Source organism: Acinetobacter gerneri DSM 14967 = CIP 107464 = MTCC 9824 (assembly GCF_000368565.1).
In the GTDB taxonomy this organism is placed as follows: domain Bacteria; phylum Pseudomonadota; class Gammaproteobacteria; order Pseudomonadales; family Moraxellaceae; genus Acinetobacter; species Acinetobacter gerneri.
Genome location: NZ_KB849544.1, coordinates 430,268 through 454,235, shown reverse-complemented (window position 1 = coordinate 454,235; position 23,968 = coordinate 430,268). Strand labels below are relative to the sequence as shown.

The 23,968-nt window shown below is 37.8% G+C and carries 20 protein-coding genes; 5 read left to right on the top strand and 15 right to left on the bottom strand.

All coding sequences use genetic code 11. From position 1 onward, the window contains the following. Positions 1 to 66 precede the first annotated feature (66 nt). The 7 genes from catA to F960_RS13375 form a co-directional block, all read right to left on the bottom strand. Positions 67 to 987, bottom strand: a complete 921-nt coding sequence (gene catA / locus F960_RS13405) for a catechol 1,2-dioxygenase (protein WP_035374019.1) — start codon at positions 985 to 987, stop codon at positions 67 to 69. A gap of 202 nt (positions 988 to 1,189) precedes the next feature. Beyond that, complete coding sequence (locus F960_RS13400) at positions 1,190 to 2,251, bottom strand: NADH:ubiquinone reductase (Na(+)-transporting) subunit F (RefSeq protein WP_004866021.1); 1,062 nt, start codon at positions 2,249 to 2,251, stop codon at positions 1,190 to 1,192. Between the two features lie 11 nt (positions 2,252 to 2,262). Then, positions 2,263 to 2,628 (bottom strand): phenol hydroxylase subunit P4, encoded by a 366-nt coding sequence (locus tag F960_RS13395; protein WP_004866019.1) that lies wholly within the window; start codon positions 2,626 to 2,628, stop codon positions 2,263 to 2,265. A gap of 134 nt (positions 2,629 to 2,762) precedes the next feature. Next, on the bottom strand, positions 2,763 to 4,289 hold the full coding sequence (locus F960_RS13390) for an aromatic/alkene/methane monooxygenase hydroxylase/oxygenase subunit alpha (protein WP_004866017.1): 1,527 nt from the start codon (positions 4,287 to 4,289) through the stop codon (positions 2,763 to 2,765). 29 nt (positions 4,290 to 4,318) lie between these two features. Further along, positions 4,319 to 4,588: an MmoB/DmpM family protein gene (locus F960_RS13385; protein WP_004866015.1), complete on the bottom strand. Its 270-nt coding sequence runs from the start codon at positions 4,586 to 4,588 to the stop codon at positions 4,319 to 4,321. Between the two features lie 11 nt (positions 4,589 to 4,599). After that, positions 4,600 to 5,589, bottom strand: a complete 990-nt coding sequence (locus F960_RS13380) for an aromatic/alkene monooxygenase hydroxylase subunit beta (RefSeq protein WP_004866014.1) — start codon at positions 5,587 to 5,589, stop codon at positions 4,600 to 4,602. A gap of 18 nt (positions 5,590 to 5,607) precedes the next feature. Further along, entirely contained in the window at positions 5,608 to 5,898 is a 291-nt protein-coding gene (locus F960_RS13375; RefSeq protein WP_004866012.1) for a phenol hydroxylase subunit, read from the bottom strand. Positions 5,899 to 6,309: 411 nt separating this feature from the next. On the opposite strand from F960_RS13375, the gene mobR reads away from it, so the two are divergent. Continuing rightward, positions 6,310 to 7,980: a phenol degradation transcriptional regulator MobR gene (mobR, locus tag F960_RS13370; protein WP_004866011.1), complete on the top strand. Its 1,671-nt coding sequence runs from the start codon at positions 6,310 to 6,312 to the stop codon at positions 7,978 to 7,980. Positions 7,981 to 8,018: 38 nt separating this feature from the next. Here mobR and F960_RS13365 read toward each other — a convergent pair whose 3' ends face one another. Both F960_RS13365 and F960_RS13360 read right to left on the bottom strand, forming a co-directional pair. Next, positions 8,019 to 8,267, bottom strand: coding sequence for a hypothetical protein (locus F960_RS13365; RefSeq protein ID WP_004866010.1), 249 nt, complete (start codon positions 8,265 to 8,267; stop codon positions 8,019 to 8,021). Between the two features lie 113 nt (positions 8,268 to 8,380). Further along, positions 8,381 to 9,619, bottom strand: a complete 1,239-nt coding sequence (locus tag F960_RS13360; RefSeq protein WP_004866009.1) for a YbfB/YjiJ family MFS transporter — start codon at positions 9,617 to 9,619, stop codon at positions 8,381 to 8,383. Positions 9,620 to 9,720: 101 nt separating this feature from the next. On the opposite strand from F960_RS13360, the gene F960_RS13355 reads away from it, so the two are divergent. Beyond that, a complete protein-coding gene (locus F960_RS13355; protein WP_004866008.1) occupies positions 9,721 to 10,620 on the top strand; it encodes a LysR substrate-binding domain-containing protein in 900 nt (299 codons plus the stop codon). Positions 10,621 to 10,753: 133 nt separating this feature from the next. On the opposite strand, the gene F960_RS13350 is transcribed toward F960_RS13355, so the two are convergent. From F960_RS13350 to putA, 5 genes are all read right to left on the bottom strand, one after another. Then, positions 10,754 to 11,992: an OmpP1/FadL family transporter gene (locus tag F960_RS13350; RefSeq protein ID WP_004866007.1), complete on the bottom strand. Its 1,239-nt coding sequence runs from the start codon at positions 11,990 to 11,992 to the stop codon at positions 10,754 to 10,756. A 332-nt stretch (positions 11,993 to 12,324) separates the two neighbouring features. After that, positions 12,325 to 12,552: a hypothetical protein gene (locus tag F960_RS13345; RefSeq protein ID WP_035374023.1), complete on the bottom strand. Its 228-nt coding sequence runs from the start codon at positions 12,550 to 12,552 to the stop codon at positions 12,325 to 12,327. Between the two features lie 241 nt (positions 12,553 to 12,793). After that, a complete protein-coding gene (gene trmA, locus F960_RS13340; protein ID WP_004866002.1) occupies positions 12,794 to 13,879 on the bottom strand; it encodes a tRNA (uridine(54)-C5)-methyltransferase TrmA in 1,086 nt (361 codons plus the stop codon). Positions 13,880 to 13,976: 97 nt separating this feature from the next. Next, positions 13,977 to 14,597, bottom strand: coding sequence for a LysE family translocator (locus F960_RS13335; protein WP_004866000.1), 621 nt, complete (start codon positions 14,595 to 14,597; stop codon positions 13,977 to 13,979). Between the two features lie 114 nt (positions 14,598 to 14,711). Then, positions 14,712 to 18,470 (bottom strand): trifunctional transcriptional regulator/proline dehydrogenase/L-glutamate gamma-semialdehyde dehydrogenase, encoded by a 3,759-nt coding sequence (gene putA / locus F960_RS13330; RefSeq protein ID WP_004865998.1) that lies wholly within the window; start codon positions 18,468 to 18,470, stop codon positions 14,712 to 14,714. Positions 18,471 to 18,601: 131 nt separating this feature from the next. Between putA and F960_RS13325 the strand changes: the two genes are divergently transcribed. After that, positions 18,602 to 19,099 (top strand): Lrp/AsnC ligand binding domain-containing protein, encoded by a 498-nt coding sequence (locus F960_RS13325; RefSeq protein ID WP_004865997.1) that lies wholly within the window; start codon positions 18,602 to 18,604, stop codon positions 19,097 to 19,099. 323 nt (positions 19,100 to 19,422) lie between these two features. Here the strand turns inward: F960_RS13325 and putP are convergent, their stop codons facing one another. Beyond that, positions 19,423 to 20,967: a sodium/proline symporter PutP gene (gene putP / locus F960_RS13320; RefSeq protein WP_004865995.1), complete on the bottom strand. Its 1,545-nt coding sequence runs from the start codon at positions 20,965 to 20,967 to the stop codon at positions 19,423 to 19,425. Positions 20,968 to 21,378: 411 nt separating this feature from the next. On the opposite strand from putP, the gene aspA reads away from it, so the two are divergent. Next, the gene (gene aspA, locus F960_RS13315; protein WP_004865994.1) at positions 21,379 to 22,830 is read left to right on the top strand and encodes an aspartate ammonia-lyase; all 1,452 of its coding nucleotides are present in this window, start codon (positions 21,379 to 21,381) and stop codon (positions 22,828 to 22,830) included. Positions 22,831 to 22,985: 155 nt separating this feature from the next. After that, on the top strand, positions 22,986 to 23,897 hold the full coding sequence (locus tag F960_RS13310; protein WP_004865984.1) for a DUF4349 domain-containing protein: 912 nt from the start codon (positions 22,986 to 22,988) through the stop codon (positions 23,895 to 23,897). Positions 23,898 to 23,968 lie beyond the last annotated feature (71 nt).

The window sequence follows — 23,968 nt, the reverse complement described above, 5'->3', positions numbered from 1 at the left end:
ATTTACATTGTATTAACTCATCATTTAAGTGTTATGCGTTTAGGTCGATATATTAAACTCAAATTTTTAAGCACTTGCACGTCGACGATCAACTTCAGCAGCAGGCGCTTGCGCTTGATCATGCACCAATTGGAAGTCAAAAGTGATCTGTTTAAATGGTTTATCTACACCACGACGAGAGATTTCGGCAGGATCATTGACATCAATAGCTGTCGCAATCAGTCCATCGCGTGTTGCAAAAGCAAAGTCATCCCAAAGATATTGATCACCATCGATATTGAACTGGGTGGTTAACTTGCGATAGCCAGGTGCTGAAACAAAGTAATGTACATGTGAAGGGCGCTGTCCATGACGACCAAGTAGATTTAACAAAGCTTGGGTTGTGCCTTCGGGTGGGCAGCCATAGCCAACGGGCATTGTCGTTTGTGCAACATAACGGCCGTCATTGTCAGTGAAAATAGTACGACGTAAATTAAAATCTGACTGAGATTTGTCAAAGAAAGAATAGTTGCCTAAACCATTGGCATGCCATACTTCGACTTTTGCATTTGGAATGATTTTGCCATCTGTATCAGTCACTACACCTTCGATAAATAAGGTATCAACCTGCTCAGATTCGCTACCATCATCCATACGCGCAAAGCCAACAGATTCGGGTGCACCAGCGACATAAAGTGGACCTTCAATGGTACGTGGTGTACCACCTGCAACACCTGCTTTGGCATCGGCTTCATCAGCACGTAGATCTAGATAATGTTCCAAACCTAAGCCTGCTGCGAGTAGCCCCAATTCATTTGATTTACCCGCATCAGCCAAATATTCTAAGCCTTTCCAAACCTCAGATTGGCTTAAGTCCAAATCTTCGATGGCTTGAAAAAGATCTCCCAATAAACGAACTACAACTTGTTGAACACGTGGATTAACTGTTTTTGTGGCTGTATCCACGTTCATTTCTTTAACTAATTGATCTATTTCTTGACGGTTCATCATTATCATCCTTTGATTAATGGTCTTTTGATTATATGCACTTTTATATTGAAAAGTGAATTATTTTTTGATCAATTTTGAATGATCTGGAACGGACATGAAACAGATCATTCAAAAACAGAGTTGTTAAATCTGGAATATTTAATCATTCAAATCAAAAGATCGTTTCAATATCACTAATTTTCGATCGTTATTTCCAGTTTTAAATATGCTTAAACAATGCTGAACGTGCATTACTATTTGCACCATCAGCCGCACTCAAGAAGCGTTCAGTATGGATATCACGTTCAAACAAACGGCTTTGCATGAGTGTTGAAATTGCAGCATCAATCATCGGTGGTGGTCCACAGAGATAAGCTTTATGACCTGAGCATTTATTTTCAAAATAATCAGCTACAGCTTCATGGACAAATCCAGTAAATCCTTGCCATTGGTCTTCTGCTTTTGGCGCATTCAATGCGGGTATATATCTAAAGTTTGGATAGTCTTTGACCAATTGTTCAAATTTATCACGGTTATACAACTCGGACACATCACGAGCACCTTGGAATAGGTAAATGGTGCGTGTATCACCTTGCTCTAGCATATCAATAATCATTGATTGTGGGCTTGAAAGTCCTGAACCACCTGCGATAAAAATGACATCTTGGGCATCAGATTTGCGCACAAAAAATTGTCCATAAGGTCCAGAAAGTTCAAGTTCATCACCGACTTGCAGTTCATTATGTACATAACTTGTGGCAGCTCCTCCTTCTACTTTACGGATATGTAATTCGACAATATTGGCTTCACTTGGTGCATTTGCAATAGAAAAGGCACGTGTGCCTTCGATCTCTGGCAATTGCAGATTGATATATTGACCTGCTTGGAATTCCATTGGACGGTCTATTTCAAAACGAACGCCTTTAATCGTCGGTGAAAGATCTGTTATTTCAATCACTTTAGCTTGATAATCTTGTACTAAATAACCGAGAAAATCCTCGTCTTCATCGACGTCTGCTTCAATGACCATATCCGATTCTGGCTTACAGCAACATGCTAAGACCTTGTTTTCTTCACGTTCCAAATCCATTAATGCGAAGGGTGATGCATCACCTACATCATAAAAGCCATCAGTGACTTGGACTTTGCATGTGCCACAAGTCCCGTGACCGCAAGCGAAGGGTAGCCATACACCTTGGCGCAGTGCTGCATCTAAAATCGTTTGATCTTCCTCTACGTCTATCGTGGTTCCAATCGGTTCAATTGTTACTTGATAAGTCATGTATTTTCTCCTTAAACAAATGCGCCTTTATAGCCTTTGAGATCAGGCGTAATAAAACGTAAGAGAGATTTATGATCAAAACCAAGTTCTGTTAATGTCTTGGAAAAATCGACTTGTTCTAAGGGGTGATTGTTAAGATTAAACTGTACTTTTGACCAATCAATGTTTTCAAAATCAGGATGTTGTGAGAAACCCGCTTGTATTTGCCCATCGATCAGCTCTTGCAAAGTTTGTTGTGGTGAAACGACAAAGGCATGTGCAGAACAAAATAGGGTGTGATGATCCCAACCAATAAATAGCAACATATTTTCGCCATAACGGCTTTGTTGATCTAAAGGTTCAAATTGATAATTTTCAACAATTGCTTTTACTGTCATGAGGAAACTCCATAATTTTTTTAAATTCAGTCCTTGAGCTTTACGCTTGGGTGATGATCACTAGATCGATCATTTGCAGGATCGATCTCAACCGAAATGTTTGTGATTGAGATCAGATCCACATCAATTGATCATTAAGCAGCGTCGCCTTTCCATTTTTTCCAACGCTGTTGATCAGGAGAACCTTCGATATCGAGGTTATCTGCACCCACATTAAAGTTGTAATAGTCACGTAAAATACTTTCTAAATCTGGTCCACCACAGTTGCCTTGTAGGATTTGGTGTACTGGGAGCCATGCTTGGATATATTTTTCAGGTTCACGCTCGAAAATATCATGACAACCATCCGAGCAAGTGTGATAGCGTTCGCCTTTATAGACTGACTGACGATAACTAAACATGGTTTGGTCGCCATCCATTTCTGTAAAGGTCATTGGAATTTGACAGATTTGGCACAGTTGCGGTAAGCCTGCACTGTAGAAACGCTTGCCCTCAGCTTCCATTTTGCGTGCCAATTCCCATTTTGGACGATAGTATTTATCAAAAGTATCTGGATATTTTTCAGATAACCAATCCATTTCTTCATCGGTTGGGATCCAAGTGTGGAAACCTGCAGCATGACCAAAGTTATAGAAAATCCACCATGCTTGGTGTGAAACATGTTCTTTTTCTTTGGTAATAACGTCGCTGTATTTCGGCATACGGATACCGTAGCGACTTAGGTCTTTAAATAATGCGCCACCAGCTTCTTCAAAGTAAGTTTCCCATGCCTCTTTCCATGACATGACTTTATTTGGCAGCATGTAGTCCATCATCATACCGACGATTGAGAGTAGGCGAGTGCCACGCCAGAACCATTTATCGATCCATTCTTGGACGATTGGTACGTTATCTTCATGCTGCTCAAGTAAGAATTTAACGATTTCTAACCCGAGGGTCATGTGACGAGCTTCATCGGATTGTGCACTAAAGCCAAATGTGACTGTTGCCATGTCACCGTTGTAAGCAGCTCCCGACATGAAAGGAACAAACAATAAGTTAGTTAGGACATATTCAAAGGCAAAACTAATCGCCAATAAAAACTCAAACGGACCTGCCGAGCGAGCATCTTCAAAGAATGACTTAGGAACAGAGAGATACCAAACACGATCGTGCATATGTGCCCAATCTTGGAAGCCATCAAAGAACTTGTTGTAATGACTCATCGCATGAATCTGAGTTTGTACGTGACGAAGCTCATCAATAGACTGCATTTGTGAAGCAATGCGCGCACCAATACCACTAAATTGGCGACCAACATGCGCATAGCCTTGGTAGGCTTGATATTCAAGTGGTGTTACGGCAGTTAAAAATAATTTGATCGCATTGAGATAACGTTCATTACTGACATTCATTTGCCCATTATTTTGAGAAAAAGCATCAAAAATGGCATACAGTTTTTTCTCTTTTTCAGCTTGGTATTTCCAATATGAATCCATGGTTAGGCGAAATGGATCTTCCCATTTTGACCAATCGGTGATTTTAATTCCTTCAAACTCTTCATAAGGAAAGGCATCTTTACGATCAGCATAAGAAAAGTCCCAATCCAAATCACGAGTGAGCATACGATAACGATCTTTGGCATTGAGTTTTTTATTTGGTGTTTTAGCTTGACTATTCATGAGTATATTCCTTTAAATTTTAATAATTTTTAATTCCATTTAAGCGTGAAAGTGTCATCATCTTCATCGACATTTCCACCAAGCGTAATCATATTGAGTTGTAATTCTTGGATATCCCAATCTTGTCCCAGTTTTTCAGAAACCGTCTCAGCTCGAATGATCAATTCACCCTGACTTTCAACTCGAATCATGGCTGGTAAATATTGGATTGTGGCTTCTGGATTATCTTGTTCAATCGCTTCAATGATGTAGCGTGAAGTATCATTGTCTTGAAGCGCTAAATATACTTTTGATGTCATGATGCAATTCCTTATGCTAAATCTAAACCGGCTTTTTTACTGCGCTCTAAAACGAGTTGACTTGCGTTTTCAATGTTTGAGTCGCCAAATGCAAGTGATGCCCAACTAGAAAATGCGGCTTCGACTTGTGGGCTAAGCTCATTGATCCAAGCGTGGATTAAGTTTTTATTTTCAGGTGATTCGCTGATCGCTGTTTTTAAAACTGTATCCGACCATTTACGAAGGTCAGTAATACAATCTTTCATAAACTCAGTAAGCATTGCGATATCACGAGCTTGATGATCGACTAACCATATATCGAGTTGTCCATAAACAAGGTCTTGCAGCATGCTGTCGATAAGTAAATTTTGTAAGACATAGAGCTTGAACCAATCTTGTTCAGTGAGGCTCAATTCACAGAGTTTACGGAGTGGTTGCCAAGCGGCATCGTTCATCCAGACATTTTTTGCTTGTTCTAATGATTCACCCGTATTGCCATCAATCATCAAGCCAATACGTGAAATATATTGCGCCATACCAAGGCGATCCATCGCAGCGAAAATACATGCTTGTGTAATGACAGTGCCATAACCATACGCACTACCTGACATCATATGCAGATTGGCTGTTTGCTCAACATAACGAAATGGCAACAAGCAAGTGATGATTTTTTGCGTAACTTCTTCACTTAAATTTTCAACTAAATTACGCTTTTCAAAGAAGGAAAAATTACTTTCCGCAGTATCTTGTAAACGTGCACGATGCTGAACATATGCACCATAATAAAATTGACGAGGATCTTTAAAGACATACCAATCTTGCATGACTAGTGCAGTATGCGTTTGATCATTTAAAGACTTTTCAGGTTTCCATAATGGACGATAATGAAAGTTAGTCGCTCCCTGAACATCAAAACTGACTTCTTGATAACGTGTTGCTGGTTTATTACCAAAGCGACGCTCGATATAAGCATAAGTTTGTCGAATCGGTTGCAGATTTGACGTTTTAATTTCTAAAGTCATGTGGATCTCCTTATAGACTTAAATCTGATCGTCTTGATCTAAATTTTTACGTGAATTTGAAACTAAAGTAGGTTCTTCGCCGTAGCGCCATTTATTTTCTTGGGCATCATTTGCAGCTTGTTGTTCTTCGGTCATTTCGACGACATGATTGATTTCGCAAAAATGTTGAAATGCGGCTTGAGGTAAAACCAATTCAACATAGAGGCTAGGATCATGTATGGCAAAATCAAACTCTACGAATTTGGCAGCACGATCATTGGTCACACGTATATATTTGACGAGTTGTGGCGTTTCTTCGGTATTGACCATTTGACATTCCTTTTATCAGTACCTAAATACTTAGTGAGCATCATGCTCAATCATTTTATTTGTTTTATATATTCCAAAAGTCGTGCCAACTTTTATATATTGATAAAATACAAAAGGTTATAAAAATTTACTCAAATATTGTTATTTTAAAATTCATCATTTGATGAAATATGCTATTTTGATTTAATGAAAAAGTGAAAATCAAAAAACTCTACTGAAATTACAAATTTAAAATTTAATAAAATGGATGTTTAATTGTTTAAAAATATTTAAATATATGAAATTAATCAGATTATAAAAATTATGCCTTTAAGGTATATTTTTATGAGAATAAGGTAGTAAAGCTTTTTGCTCGGAATTAGGTAATATCAAAGCTCAATAGCCAAAGACATATAGCCAAGGATGGATATCATGCCTCAAGCCAATAATGTAAAACTGTATAAGCAAATCTTGGAACAACACACAGATATTCAGGATTTGTTAGATAAAATTGTATTTGATAGTAAACACGGACAAATATGGTTTGATGAAAATCGCATGCTGTTAATGCATACCAGCATGATGGGATATTTGCGAAAAGATTTGCATCAAATGCTGGGACTAGAAAGAACTAAGCATTTTTTTATTCGCTGCGGTTATCAGGCAGGGATGCGTGATGCCGAAGTCACTTCGATTTTGCGCCCAAATTTAAATGAAGCAGAAGCATTTATGGCAGGTCCACAGATGCACGGCATTCGTGGTATGGTACAAGTCGATGTCAATGAACTGCAACTAAGTCATGATTTAAAACAATTTTATGCGGATTTTAATTGGCTAAATTCATTTGAAGCCGAAGTGCATTTAAGTGAGTTTGGTCCATCAGAAGAACCTGCTTGTTGGATGCTTTTGGGTTATGCCTGTGGCTACAGTAGTTTTGTGATGGGACAAACGATTATTTATCAAGAAATACAATGTGTTGCAAAAGGTGATGAGTGTTGTCGAATTATCGGAAAGCCATTACAAGAGTGGGAAAATTCAGATGAATTAATCCGCTTTATGTCACCAGATCCTGTATCCGATGAAATTATTGCCTTACAGGCTGAACTCAATGAATTAAAGAAAAATATCTATACGGATGCTGAGAATGATTACGCATTATTTAATGCAATTGGTGAATCTGCGGCATATCGAAAAGTATGTGATTTGTTGATTAAAGCTGCAGGGAGTAAAGTTGCTGTCTTGTTACAAGGTGAGACAGGTGTCGGTAAGGAAGCATTTGCACGTGGTATTCATGAAAATAGTCAACGAAATACTTCGCCATTTGTTGCGGTAAACTGTGCATGTATTCCACCAGATTTGATTGAATCGGAACTTTTTGGCGTTGAAAAAGGGGCATTTACAGGGGCGACGCAGACCCGTATTGGCAAATTTGAACGGGCGGATCAAGGCACCATTTTTTTAGATGAAGTCATTGAACTTTCACCACGAGCGCAAGCAGCTTTACTTCGTATGTTACAAGAAGGTGAGTTTGAGCGTGTTGGGGATACCAAGACCCGTAAAGTTGATGTCCGTATTGTTGCAGCTACAAATGAGGATTTACAGCAAGCGGTAAAAGATGGAAGGTTTCGTGCAGATTTATATTATCGCTTGAATATTTTTCCTGTGATGATTCCACCTTTACGTGAGCGCCGTGAAGATATTCCTTTGTTGATTAATCATTTTCTGAGTCGTTTTGAAAATTTGTATGACAAAACACTCAAAGGATTAAGTGATAAAGCGAAGAATTTTGTGATGAAATATGAGTGGCCGGGCAATATTCGTGAGCTTGAAAATTTACTTGAAAGGGCAACTTTATTAACGGATCATCAGCAAGAAATTAAACTGAGTAGTTTATTTCCACAATTAGATGAACAAGAACAGGCAAGTTCAAGTGATTATGATCATGTTGATGCCTTGTTTACCGAGCAATTTTCACTTGAAAAATATGAGCAGCAAATTATTCGCACAGCCATGCAAAAAAGTGGACAAAATATCTCTGAAGCTGCTCGAATACTGGGAATTAGTCGAGCAACTTTAGATTATCGTTTGAAGAAAATGGTTTAAGTGATCATTTTTGATCAATAGATGATGTGATATATGGATCAGTTATTGAGCTTTTCCATGACACTGTTTTGAGCCTTACAGTTTGAGTTGGCTTGGTCTTTAGGCATATTCGTAATTTGTTCTTCAAAAGCTTTTTTCTGATTTTTTAAAGCTTCATCTGGAATGCCACTACTTTTAGCCACTTTTTCAATATTTTCCCAAGTTTTTTGACACTCTGATGGCATCTTGCTACAAGATGCCAGCCCTAAACTTAGGCATCCAGCCAAGACCAACATGATTTTTTTCATTGTTATTCCTTATGATGATTTCATTATCATTTATTTAGCATAGCTTTTTTGTGTGAATAATAAATGACTTTTAAGTTTTGATTTTAAGAAAATGTGTCGGTAATAAGACCATATTACTGAACTTTTTTGGTCTTCGGCACAAAGAACATCCAAATAATTCCCCAGATAAACGCAATTAGCCCAATCAAAAAGGATTGAGTGAGTGAAGCACCATTTTGCATCATCCATTTTGCCAATCCTGGGCCGAACAGTTGCGCTCCTGCGTAGATAGTAATCATCGCCGCAGAAAGTTTAGGTCCTTGATGAGGTTGGAAATAGCGAGCCAAACGTTGAGTACACATGACTGAGCCTAAAAATCCTGCGCCAACAAAGATGGCACAGATTAAAATACCAAAAGTATTGGGGAAAATAAGCACAGCCAGTACTCCGAAACCTTGCACCCAATAGGATAAAGATATTGCAAAACGGTCACCAAATTTTGCGCCGATTTGATTCCAAAATACTGTGAATATTAATGATGAAAGTGAAGTAATTACCCAAATATTATTAGCGATAAAAGAACCTTCATGCAGTACGCTATGGCTTAAGGTCGGTAAAAATGTCATGGGTAAAATATAACCAAGACCTGCGCCGATATAAGCTAAAAACAAAGGTGTACTGTTTCGATCAAATAAAGCAGTTTTGGTCTTTGTATTAGTACTAGCTTCAGTTTTAGTTTTATCTGCAAGATGAGGGTTGGGTTGAAGTTGGATTTTAGCTAGATAGTAAAGGCTATATATTGTCATTGGAATCGCTGCGATAGCGATTGGAATCCAGCGGGATTGGGCATGAAACATATCAGCAAATGCGCTGACTAAAATTCCACTTAAAATCAAGCCACCGCTGACCCCAAAATAGACCAAACCACTTAGATTAGACTTACCTTTTTCATGTAACCATTCAAGGACTAAAGCAGGGGCCAAGACAAAAACAATGCCATTGGTAATCCCATTCAATAGCCTAAGCAAAAGGACCCATTGAAAGTCGGCAATAAAACATTGCGCGATCGTCATACAGGTGTTAATGACCAAACTGACCAGAAGAAATTTTTTAAGCTGCTGTGGTGTTGAGAAAAAAATAGCAGCCAAAGCACCCAATAAATAACCTAAATAGTTGCTTGTGGCTAAATCAGCACCTTGAGAAATGCTAAACAATTCATCTGAAATAAAGTAAGGTAAAAGTGGAGTAAATGCGAAACGACCCAAGGAATGCACGGTGGCTAAGGCAAGAATTGCCGCCAAGATATATTGTTTAATCTGTTTGGACTGATCTGTATGGTTTAACGGTTGTTGTTCTAAAGTGCTTCCATTCATCGAAAACATCCCAATTCTATTTGAGTTTATTAAATCCTATCTTGATTATCAGGTAAAATGATTTAGATTGATATATGGTATCTTAAATTGAGATAGTGCTTGTGCAATTCAAATCTTTAGAAATTTTTTTGGCAGTTCTAAAATACGGCAGTTTTTCTCATGCTGCACAGCATTTACATACAGTTCAATCCAATATTACCAATCATATCAAAAAGTTAGAAAATGAACTGAATTGTGAAATTGTCACTCGACAGACACCTATACAGGCCACCAGTGCGGGTCAGGATTTGTTGAGATATGCCGAACAAATTGTCCGCTTGCATCATCAGGCAAAGGCGCATTTTTTATCTGACGATCAGCAAGCCTTTGCTGTAAAAATGGGCAGTATGGAAACTGCTGCTGCGATGCATTTACCTGCATTATTTCAATATATTTTTCAGCACAATTCACGTTTTCAATTGGATTTGCATACAGCACCTACGCGTGAATTAATTGATTTAGTTGAAAACTGGAAAATAGACTGTGCTTTTGTTGCACATAGTGATCCAATCGAAAATTTGTTTAGTATGCATGTTTGGACTGAGAAACTGGTACTGGTGAGCTCTAAACAAAGTGAAATAGAGTTGAATGCAAAATCATTACACAATTCACGGTTTATAGCATTTAAACAAGGGTGCTCATATCGTCGAGTTATTGAATTATTTTTACAAAGCCATCATGTACCTGCTTCTCAGATTATAGAAATGGGAAGCTTGGACGGTATTATAAATTGTGTATTGCTATCGATGGGCTGTGCGATTTTGCCTGAGCGCTATATTTTGCAATCACCGTATTGTGATCAATTGAAAATCTTTGAATTGGATGAACCTTTGGCATTTTCAAAAACTTATTTGATTGCCAATCAGCCGAAAACATGGAATAAAAGCTTACAGATGTTGGTCAAATTTATCGAGCAATATTCAAATGAATTTTATGGTAAAAATAAGTCGTTGGAGCCTTAAGTTTCATTCTAAATACTAGGGTTTGTTGACATTTTACAACTGAATTTAGTTATCAGCTAAAATTGAACAAAACCTAGTAGTTGATCAGAAAGCACGATAAATTTTTCTGATCAACTTTTGCTATCAACAAAGTTTAGAATCGGTAACCAATTTTCAAACCATAAGCCATCGCATAATTATCTTTAAAATCTGCTTGTTCCGCGATAGGTTTGATACCCGGAATAGGGAGGTAATATGTACCATCTTCAGCAGTTGCATCACCTAGCCAAAGATACTTCACGCCAGCCGCAATAAAATAATTTTGTGCAGGGTTAAACTGCACACCCAAGCCAACACCGACAGAACCCTTCGTTGGGTTGAGGGTGGAAGCAGGATTGCCCGTACCAGAGTCCCAACTGACTTCTCCTGAAGCGCTCCATTGTTGATTGAATTGGTGTCCTAGACCTAAGGTAATGCCATATTGATCTTTTTGATAACCATCAAGATTAAAACCACCATCATATAAGCCCTGCGTCATTTCCCCAGTTGCCATTTCAGTCATCGCGCCAAACTGGGTAGGACGTATCACAAAATCTTTCCAGTTGACCCAACGTAAATTGGCATAGGCCAAAGTATCTTTATAAACACCTGTTTGAAAATCGATATTGACAGATTGCGGTGTACTAATTTTAGTTTTATTGGCTTGAGTTAGTTCTAGGGCTTGTCCATAGATGCTTTCACGGGCATCAATATCATGGTCTATTTTTGAGCGATAGGTAATAGCAGCTTTTAAGGCAATCTCAGGAATTTGATAGGACAGTCCTGCTAACCAACCAAATGCATGGTCTTCTTTAAAATTGGCATCATAGCCACTGAAAATACTATAAGAATTACCCCGAAGCGCAACATTTCCCTTTACAGTTTGATAAACGGGTCCTGCATAGACTTGGAAATTTTTGACTGGAGAATATCCCAATATCAAATTGACGTTTTGTGTATCGACATTGACTGAGGTGGCTTGCTGACTTATTTCATTATCTGAAAAAGTATTATTGGGCTTCATCGGGTAGCGAATATCCGCTCCATAAGGCTGATCATAGATCAGTCCAAAGGCGAATTGATCGTTCAATTGCAATTTGAGTGCAGCATTATAATATTGAAAATTATTCCCCATATTGCCTGTACTTAGATCTTGGCTATCACCGACCAAATCAGCACGATTACGGACTTGTCCTGAGATGTGGGGATCAACTGCGGTTATACTGGCTTCAAAATAATTATTATCTTCCAGAAAAGCTAAAATCGACTGTCCTGATTGGTCGAGTGCGGCTGCATGTATATAGGCACTGGGCAATAAGCTAACTAAACTTAAAATGACGGGCTTTAATTTCATTGCTCACGATCCTTGTGTGATTATTTTATATTCATTGTCATTCATTTTTATATCTGAGCTATTTAAATTCACGGTGCTATGTCTGTTCTTCCCGAACAGAAAATAATGAGAATATCATTTTGAATAAATAACTTAGACATGATGAGTGAATCATATTTTTAATGATCAAAAAAAGGGGGCAATCGGCATATTTAAGGGGGGATTTTCGGTCATTGGCTTCGCTTAGATCAATTTTTTTGAGATGAAGGAAAATATGATCGTGCTTAGCAAGATATTAAAATGAAAATAAAAAAGCACTTAGAGGTCTAAGTGCTTTTTGTTGCCATCCATGACTATTGAATAGGTGGATGCAGAAGATCGTTTAACTCTTTTTTATTAAAGCCTCGCGACATTAATACTTTTTTAATTCCAGCAATCACATCTTCATCATGTGCATTTAACAACGCTTTGAGAAGCTGATCGTTAGACTTACAAGAGCAATCATTTTCAACACAAGCAATTTGATTTTTATGCTCGTTATGCTGTTGATTTGCCATAAACAGCTTTTGCCAAAAACTCATAGAGCCTTCATACATAGCCAAACATAGTTCGAAATATAGCCAATATAAAATAAAATACAAGTCTTGCATGATGACCTTATGCGTTCAAATGCTTCAATTTTGCGCATTAAAACAAGTGTATGACAAAATAATGACCAGTATCTTATAAAAGGGTCTAATTAACTAAATGATTTACTTATGAATATATCGTATAAAAATGCCACATAAATAATATGGCAATTTTTACAATGAAATAAATTGTTTAAATCTTTTGTAGCAGTACGCCAGATTCGACATGGTGGGTATATGGAAATTGATCAAATAACGCAAATTTTTCAATTTTATGCGTTTGTGTCAGTGTTTTTAGATTTTCAAACAAAGTATCTGGATTGCATGAAATATATAAAATACGATCAAAATCTTGTAATAATTTCAATGTGTCATCATCGATCCCTGCACGTGGAGGATCGACAAACACGGTATCAAATTGATAACTTTGGATATCAATTTCCGCTTCTTGTAAACGTCTAAATTCACGTTTACTTTGATAGGCTTCAGTAAATTCTTCTGCTGATAAACGTGCAATCTGGATATTATCAATATGATTTTGTTCGATATTCCATTTTGCAGCATAGACTGAAGACTTAGCCAATTCGGTTGCTAAAACACGCTTGAAATGTAGCGAAAGTGGAAGGGTAAAGTTGCCATTTCCGCAGTAGAGTTCAAGTAGATCTTGATTTTCTCCAGCGACAGAATTACATGCCCATTCCAACATTTTTTGACAAACTTGAGCGTTGGGTTGAGTAAAGCTACTTTCGATTTGTTTATATTTAAATGTACGATCAAAAACCTGTAATTCTTCAACCACAAACTCGTCACTCAAAACGAATTTTTGCCCACGGCTACGACCAATCATTTTGATATTTAATTTTTCTGCAAGCGCGGTCGCTTTGGGTTGCCAATCTTCGTCAAGTTTGCGGTGATAAATCAGTGAAACCAGTGTTTCACCTTTTAATGTCGTTATAAAATGCACTTCAAAAAGTCGCTTAGATAAAACTTCATCGGCTTTAAGTTCATTTAAAAGTACAGGCATTAAACGGTTGATATTTTCATCAGCAATAGGGAACTGATCAATACGAATCACTTTTTTCTGTTGATCTTCTGTATTGCGTTCAAACATTGCATAGAACATATCATTTTCAGTATGCCAAATGCGAAACTCTGCACGCATACGGAAATGTTGTTCAGGCGATTGGAACACTTCGAGAGCAGGTGGATTAAACTCTGAAAATTGTTCAGTAATTCGATCGATTTTGGCTTGAAGCTGTTGTTGATAAGATGCAGTCATAAAACAGAAAAATCACAAACATAGTGCAAAAGAGCATGGTATCAAAAAAACATGTTTTTAGCTTGGGAAAGTTTTCATTTGCACGATGATTTCAAATTTATCTTTTACTGAAAACTAATTTAATCGCAAACGCAAAAAATATAATGCCAGTCACTCTGTCCATGTTTTTAATGAAATTTCTACTTTTCAGTAAATGATTTAATTTTTGCGAGAAAAATATTAGAAAATTGCACCAAGTAAAACCAATAAATACATGTAAAAAGACGAGGAACATGATCCATAAGCTTGGATGTGTCGCATGTGTCGGTACAAATTGTGGTAAAAATGAAATATAAAAAATGCCTATTTTCGGGTTCAGTAAATTGCCAAATAGCCCACGCAGAAACCAATTTGGATTTGATTTAAGTGTTAAATTTGCTTCGATATCAATATGCTGTTGAGGATGTATGAGAAGTTTTATTCCGATCCATGCCAAATAAGCTGCACCACACCATTTTAAAATTGTAAATGCGATAATAGATTGCTGCAAAATGGTTGCCACACCAAACGCCACAAGTATGCCCCACAAGATACAGCCTAAGTTGATACCGAGTGCTGCTTTTAATGCAGTTTGTTTATTTTCAACGGTCGCAGTTCTAATAATCAGTGCAGTATCTAAACCTGGCGTAAGGGTTAATAAGGTGACTGCAATAAGAAAAGGAATAAGAAATGTCAGCATATTTTTATAAGCATCGGGAAATATTGAGTATATTTAAAAGCCAAAAAAATTCCAAGCCATGTCATTGGCTTGGAAACGCTGAAGTGGGTATTTCTTTATTTTCTTAGATTTTATTTATGCATCATCTAAAGTCATTAAACTCGCATTTCCGCCCGCAGCAGCCGTATTTGTACTGATCGCACGCTCAAAGACTAAACGGTGCAGGGCAATGGTTTCATCATCTTGTTGCAAGTGATAAATACCGATGATTGCTCCATCACGATTGGCGATTTGTGTTTGCAAGTTTTGTAGTGAGCTTTGTGATCCACGGTGTAATACCACATCAAATTCACCCTTGCTTATATCTGCGATGACTTTGAAACTTTGTTTGAGTTTCGTCGGCATGCTATTGAGATATTTCAAAACAAAACTGTTTTCAGCGAGTACAACTGGCGTTGTATTGAGCGCAAACACAGCATTGAGTTGTTGAACAAAATCATCATCTTGAGCAGAAATACATAAGATTTGATTGCGCGGTACAATCGCATAATGGTTGGTCTCGCCCGTTGGTGTTGGCAAACGGTAGATACCGACTGGATTGTGCGTATGATCCTGCAATTTAACTTGTGGAAATTTCGTCGCCGCCCAAGTTTTAAATTCTTGATGAAGACTTTGCTCAGGCACAGCATTGAATTTTTCCAATGTCCCAAAAGCTTGTGATTTAAGATCAGGATGTGCTTGCATGAGTTTGTGTAAATACAATGATCCGCCAGCTTTAGGACCTGTACCAGACAGACCTTCGCCACCAAAAGGTTGCACCCCTACGACAGCACCTACGATATTGCGGTTGATATACAAATTGCCCACTTCGGCATGCTGGCTTACATATTGGATCGTTTCATCGATTCGAGTATGTAGACCCATGGTCAAGCCATAACCTTTAGCATTGATATTGGCGATCAATTTGTCCAATTCACCATATTTATAAGTAATTACGTGTAGCACAGGACCAAAGACTTCTTTTTGTAAGTCATTTAAATCTGGTAGCTCAATCAATGTTGGGCATACAAAAGTACCTGCTTGCAAGCTTTCATCATTGGCATTGCGAGCCAATTGGAAAACAGCATGACCTTTGCTTTTCATTTTTTCAATATGTTGGTCGATATTCTGTTTTGCTTCCAAATCAATCACAGGACCGATGTCGGTTTTTAAATAAATTGGATTACCAACAATCAGTTGCTGCATCGCACCTTTGAGCATGTTGATCAGATTTTTTGCATTATCTTCTTGTACGCAAAGGAGACGTAATGCTGAACAACGTTGACCTGCACTGTCAAAAGCAGAACTTACGATATCGAGCACAGCTTGTTCAGTTAATGCTGAAGAATCTACGATCATCGCATTTTGACCACCTGTTTCTGCGATAAGCGGAATAGGGCGTTGCTCATGGCTGAGACGAGTAGAGAGTGTTTTTTGCAAAATTTTAGCGACAGCAGTAGAACCTGTAAACATGACTGCTTGGATTCGAGCATCTTGACTGAGTGCAGAACCAACGGTTTCACCTTGACCAGGTACAAGTTGTAAAACGGCTTTAGGTACACCAGCTTCATGTAAAATTTGTACAGCAACAGAAGCAATCAGCGGAGTTTGTTCAGCAGGTTTTGCAAGAACGGTATTTCCAGCGAGCAAAGCAGCTGCAATTTGCCCTGTAAAAATAGCCAATGGGAAGTTCCATGGACTAATACAAAGTACAGGACCCAATGCTTGGAAATTTTGCTCAGTTGATAATGATTCAGTTTGTGCTGAGTAATATTTTAAGAAATCAACAGCTTCTCGAACTTCAGCGATACCATTGCTATAGGTTTTACCACTTTCACGATTGAGTAAAACCATCAATTCTTGGATACGTGCCTGCATCATGTTCGATGCTTTTAGCAAGATAGCTGCACGTTGTTGGCGATCTGTTTGATTCCATTCGATAAAAGCTTGTTCTGCTTGAGTTAATGCAGTATCAATTTGATCCAATGCTGTTTCTTTTACAGTACCAACGATGTCGGCATGTTTTGAAGGATTACGGATTTCTTGAGCGATGATGTTGTCAAAATCTGCATCATTTAGACCTGCGATTTCAGGTTGGCAAGTCCACGTATGTTGGATGTATTTTTGTACTTTATCATTTAACTCTTTGAGCACTGAATCATCAGCTAAATCAAGACCTGCTGAGTTTTCACGTACAGGTTGATAAAGATCTGCTGCCAAAGGAATCGCAGGGTGCTTTCGACCCACCACACCTTCTTTTTTTGCTGAAGCTTGGATTTCTTGAACAGGATTTTCAATCAGATCTTCGAGCTCGATGGTTTTGTCTGCAATACGGTTAACAAATGATGTATTTGCACCATTTTCTAATAAACGTCGCACTAAATAGGCGAGCAGGGTTTCATGGTTACCGACTGGCGCATAGATACGACATGGAACACCAAGTTTTTGATCAGCAACATTACCAACCACTTGTTGATACAATGGTTCACCCATGCCATGTAAGCATTGGAACTCGTATTGACCATTATAATATTTTTCAGGATTTGCCAACTGGTAGATTGTCGCCAATGTTTGAGCATTGTGTGTTGCAAACTGAGGGTAGATATTTTCAGGGGCTGCCAAAAGCTTTTTCGCACAAGCAATATAAGACAAATCTGTATGAACTTTGCGGGTAAATACTGGATAATCCGTCATACCGTCAATTTGCGCTTTTTTGATTTCGCTGTCCCAGTATGCGCCTTTAACTAAGCGGATCATGAGGCGTTTTTCACTGCGTTTCGCTAGATCAATCACATAGTCAACGACGTAGAAGCAACGTTTTTGGTAGGCTTGGATCACAAAGCCAATTCCTTTCCAATCACTGAGTGCAGGTTCAAAGCATAAGCGTTCTAAAAGTTCTAGAGAAATCTCTAAACGCTCAGATTCTTCAGCATCGATATTGAGACCGATATTATAATTTTTAGCTAAAAGCGCTAAATTTAAAATCTTAGGATAGAGCTCTTGATGAACCAAATCAGTTTGGGCACGGACATAACGAGGATGCAGTGCTGAAAGTTTGATTGAAATACCCGGACCGTCATAGACATCTTTGTCTTTTGACGCTTTGCCGATTGCATGAATCGCATTGGTATAGTCATCAAAATAACGATCAGCATCATGGTCGGTGAGGGCCGCTTCACCTAACATATCATATGAATAGCGGAAGCCTTTATCTTCAAGTACTTTGGCATGATCAAGCGCTTCTTCGATGGTTTCGCCAGTCACAAACTGTTCACCCATCATACGCATAGCAACATCGACAGCTTTACGGATGATACCGCGTCCACTACGAGCCAATAAAGACGTCAAAATACCTGAAAGGCTATTTTGTTTAGGGGTTTCCATCAATTTGCCTGTGAGCATCAAGCCCCAAGCAGCTGCATTGACAAACATTAAGCTACTTTGACCCAAATGGTCTTTCCAGTTGCCTTGGTTAATTTTGTCTTTGATCAGAAGGTCACGGGTTGCAGTATCAGGGATACGCAATAAAGCCTCAGCAAGACACATCAAAGCGATACCTTCTTGAGAAGATAAAGAAAATTCTTGCAGTAAGCCTTGTACGATGCCTGCTTTGCCAGAAGCACTTTTTTGTTCTCTTAAGCTGTGTGCGAGGTCAAAAGCTAAGTCATGAATTTTTGTATTCAATTCATCGGGAATATTGGCATTGGCAAGTAAATTTTCGACGCATTCAGATTCTGGGCGACGCCACGCGCTATTGATGGCTTCTTCAAAATCATTCTTTTCTTTAAATTCAGTAATATAGTCAAAACTCGGGGGAGGGAGGTCTGATTGCAAAGTGTTATCCAACATATTCATGTCAACATCCTGTGACGAAAAAGGCTTGAGATAAAAATTAATCTTGAGTGGGATCTAGTATTTAATTTATGATTACAGAATAAATGCCGCAGAACTCACTAAAATTGAGGCATCTTTTAGAGATATATTTCATGACAAGTGCTTTTTTAACCCTAGATCGCATAGATATTCGGATTTTAGATATCCTGCAAAATGACGGTCGAATTTCCAACATCAAATTGGCTGAAGCCGTTAACCTATCGCCGACTGCGGCACTGGCTCGTGTGCAAAAATTGGGGAGTGAAGGATTTATATTGGGCTATGAAGCCAAGCTCAATCCTGATCTGCTCAATGCCAGTTTTGTGGTCTTTGTTGAGATACTTTTAGATAAGACAACACCCAATATTTTGGATGATTTTTCACACGCTGTTGTGCAGTATCCAGAGATTGTGGCATGTCATATGATCAGTGGGGGATTTGATTTTTTAGTCAAAATACGCTGTGCAAATATGGAAGAATTCCGCCGTATATCAGGGCAGGTGTTGTGGCAATTGCCAGGTGTTAAAGAAACACGTAGCTATCCTGTGATGGAAGTCATCAAGGAAAGCAACCAAGTCAATTTAAATTTTAAAACAAAACCAAAGAAATAATGAATTATTGCGTGATTTTGAAATTAATTTTTTGATTAATGGCGTGATATTCATTTTTTTGAAACTGCTGGGTATATAAATTTGGGTATTTGTTCAAACTGGTTTTGATGTAATAGATCTCCATATCATTTGGCGTTTTATTCTGATTATTTTGATAAATATAACTCAGCATTTTTTCGGTATCTGCTTGGCTTGGATATTTGAGTTTTTGTATTTTAAAAATGAAATAACATTGTTATTTCATTTTTATGCTTGGTCAATATACTCATATACATTAAAAAGCCCAGTGAACACACTGGGCTTGGTGGGAGAATTGGATTAAATCAATCCATATTTAATTCAGTTTTAGGATTAAAAGCTGGATTTTTCAAATTTTGCATTTCAGTTTTATAAAGCTGATCTGCTTTTTCAAAACGATCAATGACATCTTGTGAAGGCGCTTTATCGAGTAAGCTCACCACAATGATACTGATCAGTGAAAGGAAGAAACCTGGTACGATTTCATACAATCCAGTAGATTGGGCAAAATAGTTTTTCCAGATAATAACGGTAGAAGCACCTAAGATGATTCCGACCAATGCTCCGTTTAAAGTCATGCGTTTCCAGAACAAAGACAAGATAATCAATGGTCCAAATGCTGCACCAAAGCCCGCCCATGCATAAGAAACTAAACCTAAAACTTTACTACTTGGGTTAAGTGCAAGGAAGATTGCCAAAACTGAAATGGCAAGAACCATTAAACGACCGACCCACACCAACTCACTTTGAGTGGCATTTTTACGGACAAATCCTTTATATAAATCTTCAGTTAAGGTACTTGAACAAACCAAAAGTTGACAACTCAAAGTACTCATTACTGCTGCTAAAATCGCAGCAAGAACAATACCGGCAACCCATGGATTGAACAAAATTTTGGTCAATTCCATAAATACCGTTTCAGGGTTTTGAGTCACTGCAGTAGCCAAATCAGGATGAGCTTGGAAATACGCAATCGCAATAAAACCAGCACCTACAGCACCACCTAGACATAAAATCATCCAAGACATACCGATTTTACGTGCCATCGGTATAGAGCGTACTGAATCTGCTGCCATGAAACGGACCAAAATGTGCGGTTGACCAAAATAGCCCAAACCCCAAGCACAAGAGGAAATAATCGCTACAAAACTCAATCCAGTCAGCATATTGGTTGCATGTGGGCGTGCAGTTTCCAATAAATGTGCGAATTGGCTAGTATCACCTAAAGCCAAATACGTGATGATCGGAGTGAGTAATAAAGCAAAAATCATTAAACCTGCTTGGAAGGTATCGGTCCAACTGATTGCCAAGAAGCCACCGATACACACATAGCTAATCGTTGCAATTGCACTGATCCAAAGCGCTGTTGTATAAGACAATCCAAAGATACTTTCAAACAAACGAGCACCAGCCACCATGCCTGAAGCACAGTAGATCGCAAAGAATACCAAAATGACCAAAGCAGAAATAATACGTAAAACTTTTTTATGATCACCAAAACGACTAGTGAAATAGTCAGGCAATGTTAAAGCATTATTTTGTACTTCAGTATGCACACGCAGTCGACCTGCAACTAAGAGCCAGTTTAACCATGCACCGATGATTAGACCTATGGCAATCCAAGCTTCAGAAAGACCAGATAAATAAATCGCACCAGGCAAACCCATGAGTAACCAACCACTCATATCAGATGCACCAGCGGATAAAGCAGTAACAAAACTTCCTAAACTACGACCACCCAAAATATAATCTGAGAAGTCTGAGGTTGATTTATATGCATAGAGTCCAATACAGACCATTGCGATGATATAAAAAATAAAGGTAATAACGGTCGGGTTTAAAAAATCCATAAAAGGTATCCTTTTTCCATTGGATCTATATTCCAAGTTTATTTTTATAGTGATTCACTAATGCCGAGATTCAACCACAAAATCAAAAACAAAGGATGTAATTTTTATAATGTGTTTATGAGAGCCTTGTGTTGCAAAATGTACATTTCTTTACAAAGCGATTTTTTAATAAATAAATGCGCTTTAATTAAAATAAGTGATAGTATTTTTTAAAATGATTAATCTTCATTTTATATTTTAAAATAATATGATATGTTAATATATAAATTACACAAAGTTACAAACTAAACAATAGAATATATAATCTTAATAATGTATTGCTAAAATATATAAATTAAATCTAGATTCTGTATATCGAAGGTTTAACATTTTGTTACTGCACCATGATTGTGCATATTGTGAGTATTTAAAGTGGAAACGGTTCAAGCGGCGAAAACAAGAATAGAAAAAGATCTCCTAGGTGCTAAAGAGGTGCCTGTAGATTGTTATTATGGTATTCACACATTACGTGCTTTAGAAAACTTTAAAATTTCTACGCATACAGTGGGTGAGCAACTACATTTTATCCGTGCTTTAGCCCAAGTCAAAAAAGCTTCAGCACAAGCCAATCTCAAATTTGGCAAAATTTCTGAACAAATCAGTGAGGCGATTCAGCGTGCATGTGATGAGTTGATTGCACAACCTGAAAATTGGGGAAGTTCATTTCCATCAGATGTCTTCCAAGGTGGAGCTGGTACTTCAATCAACATGAATACCAATGAAGTCATCGCCAATATTGCACTGGGCTATTTGGGCTATGAAAAAGGTAGTTATAGTATTATTCACCCAAATGATCACGTAAATAAATCTCAATCAACCAATGATGTTTATCCTACAGCATTACGTTTGGCGACGTTCTATGCTTTGGATGGATTGATTCAACAAATGAATAAGTTGATCCATAGCATCATCGACAAATCAGTCGAATTTCAAAATGTCTTAAAAATGGGGCGTACCCAATTGCAAGATGCAGTGCCGATGACCTTAGGTCAAGAATTTCACGCATTCGCGACTTTGTTAAAAGAGGATGTGCGTCTGATCCAGCGTACGCGTAATTTATTACTTGAAATTAACTTGGGTGCAACAGCGATCGGTACTGGGGTCAATACACCGCATGGTTATGCCGCTGAAGTTGGTGAAAATCTTAAACAAATCACAGGATTAAATCTGACGGGTGCTGAAGATTATGTTGAAGCAACCAGTGACTGTGGTGTATTTATTATTTTATCGAGTACCCTAAAACGTCTAGCAGTAAAACTTTCAAAAATCTGTAATGACTTACGTCTTTTGAGTTCTGGTCCTCGTACAGGGCTTGGAGAAATCCGTTTGCCTGAGCTTCAGGCGGGTTCATCAATCATGCCTGCAAAAGTCAATCCTGTTATACCTGAAGTAGTCAATCAGATTGCTTTTAAAGTCATCGGCAATGATTTAACGATTACCTTTGCAGCAGAAGCAGGTCAGTTGCAATTAAATGTTATGGAACCAGTCATTGCAGTTTCAATTAATGAATCCATCAATTTATTGATCAATGGTATTCAAAGTTTGGATGAAAAGTGCATACAAGGTATCGAGGCAAATGTTCAGTCTTGTCATGATGCTGTGATGCGTAGTGTCGGTATCGTGACATTATTAGACCCGATTTTAGGACATGCGAAATGTGATGAAATCGGTAAGCTATGTATTGCGCAAAATAAAACAATACAAGAAGTGGTACTTGAGCAAAATCTATTGAGCAAAGAGCAAATGGATGAAATTTTCTCATTTGAAAATCTTGTATCTGCAATTGCTGTTCGCCCTTATGAAGAAATGAATCAAGTGGGCTAATGGGCATGATGAACTTTTTATAAGTACTAAGTGCTTGATTTTAATAAGGCGATAAATTTAATATTTGTCGCTTTATTATTTTATTGAAATAAATTAAAAAATTTATATACTTATTTTTAATAATTCAATTCTATTTCTATAATAAAGTGAACAAAATGCAAAATAAATCGATTGTACTTACACTCCTTTTAATTAGCTTAATTTCTGGTTGTGCAAAAAAGGAAGCGGCTAGCGATGCGTCAACTGATGCTCAAGCTGCCGATGCTGCACAAGTTGCAACAGACAGTGCTACACAAGCTGAAGCTGTGCATGAACCGAATACTACGCCAGCGACAGAACAAAAACCTGAAGTCATTTTAAATACACAAGTCAATCCTGCAGAAGCTACACGTCGCATGGTCAGGGAAGCAAATGTTGACTTCACTGCCAAAGATGTTGTTAAAACAGCACTTGATATTGATAAGTTGACTTTTGATGCAGGCGGTTTTGTTGAACAAAAGAATATCGACTTCACCGTTGTTGATACTCAATCTGAAAAAATTGCTGATGGTAAAATTAAAATATTTGAGAAAGTAAATCCGCGTGCAGATATTATCGTACGAATTCCAAGTGAAAAAGCGGCGGGTTTTGTCAATGCGTTATTGCCTTTGATGTATTTTCTCAATCAGCAACAATATACGGCTAAACGATATGAACTACGGTTATTGGAAGAAAAAATAAGCCAAACACAAACCGTTCCTAGCGACTCAAAATGTCCAGAATTAAATGAAATTGCACGTTTAACCAATATGGAAGTACAAGATCGAGTACGCTATAGCACGATTCACCTCATCGTAACTCAACCTGCGACTGTACGTGAAAGAATAGATGTTGATATAGATGCGGTTGCACGTTTGAATGGTGATAGTTTCTGGAAACGTGCTTGGAATGGCGTTTTATATGGTTGGCAGTTCATATTGGATTTATTGGTTATTTTAGTGACGATTTGGCCTCTTTATTTAGTTATTTTTGTAGGAATTATCTTATATAAAAGCGTTCGTTCTTTGATGAAACGCTTTATTAAATAAAAAATTTCTTCTCATTCTATTTTTTAAAATAGCCCTATTTTCGGGCTATTTTTTTGAGCTGACAAAATGGA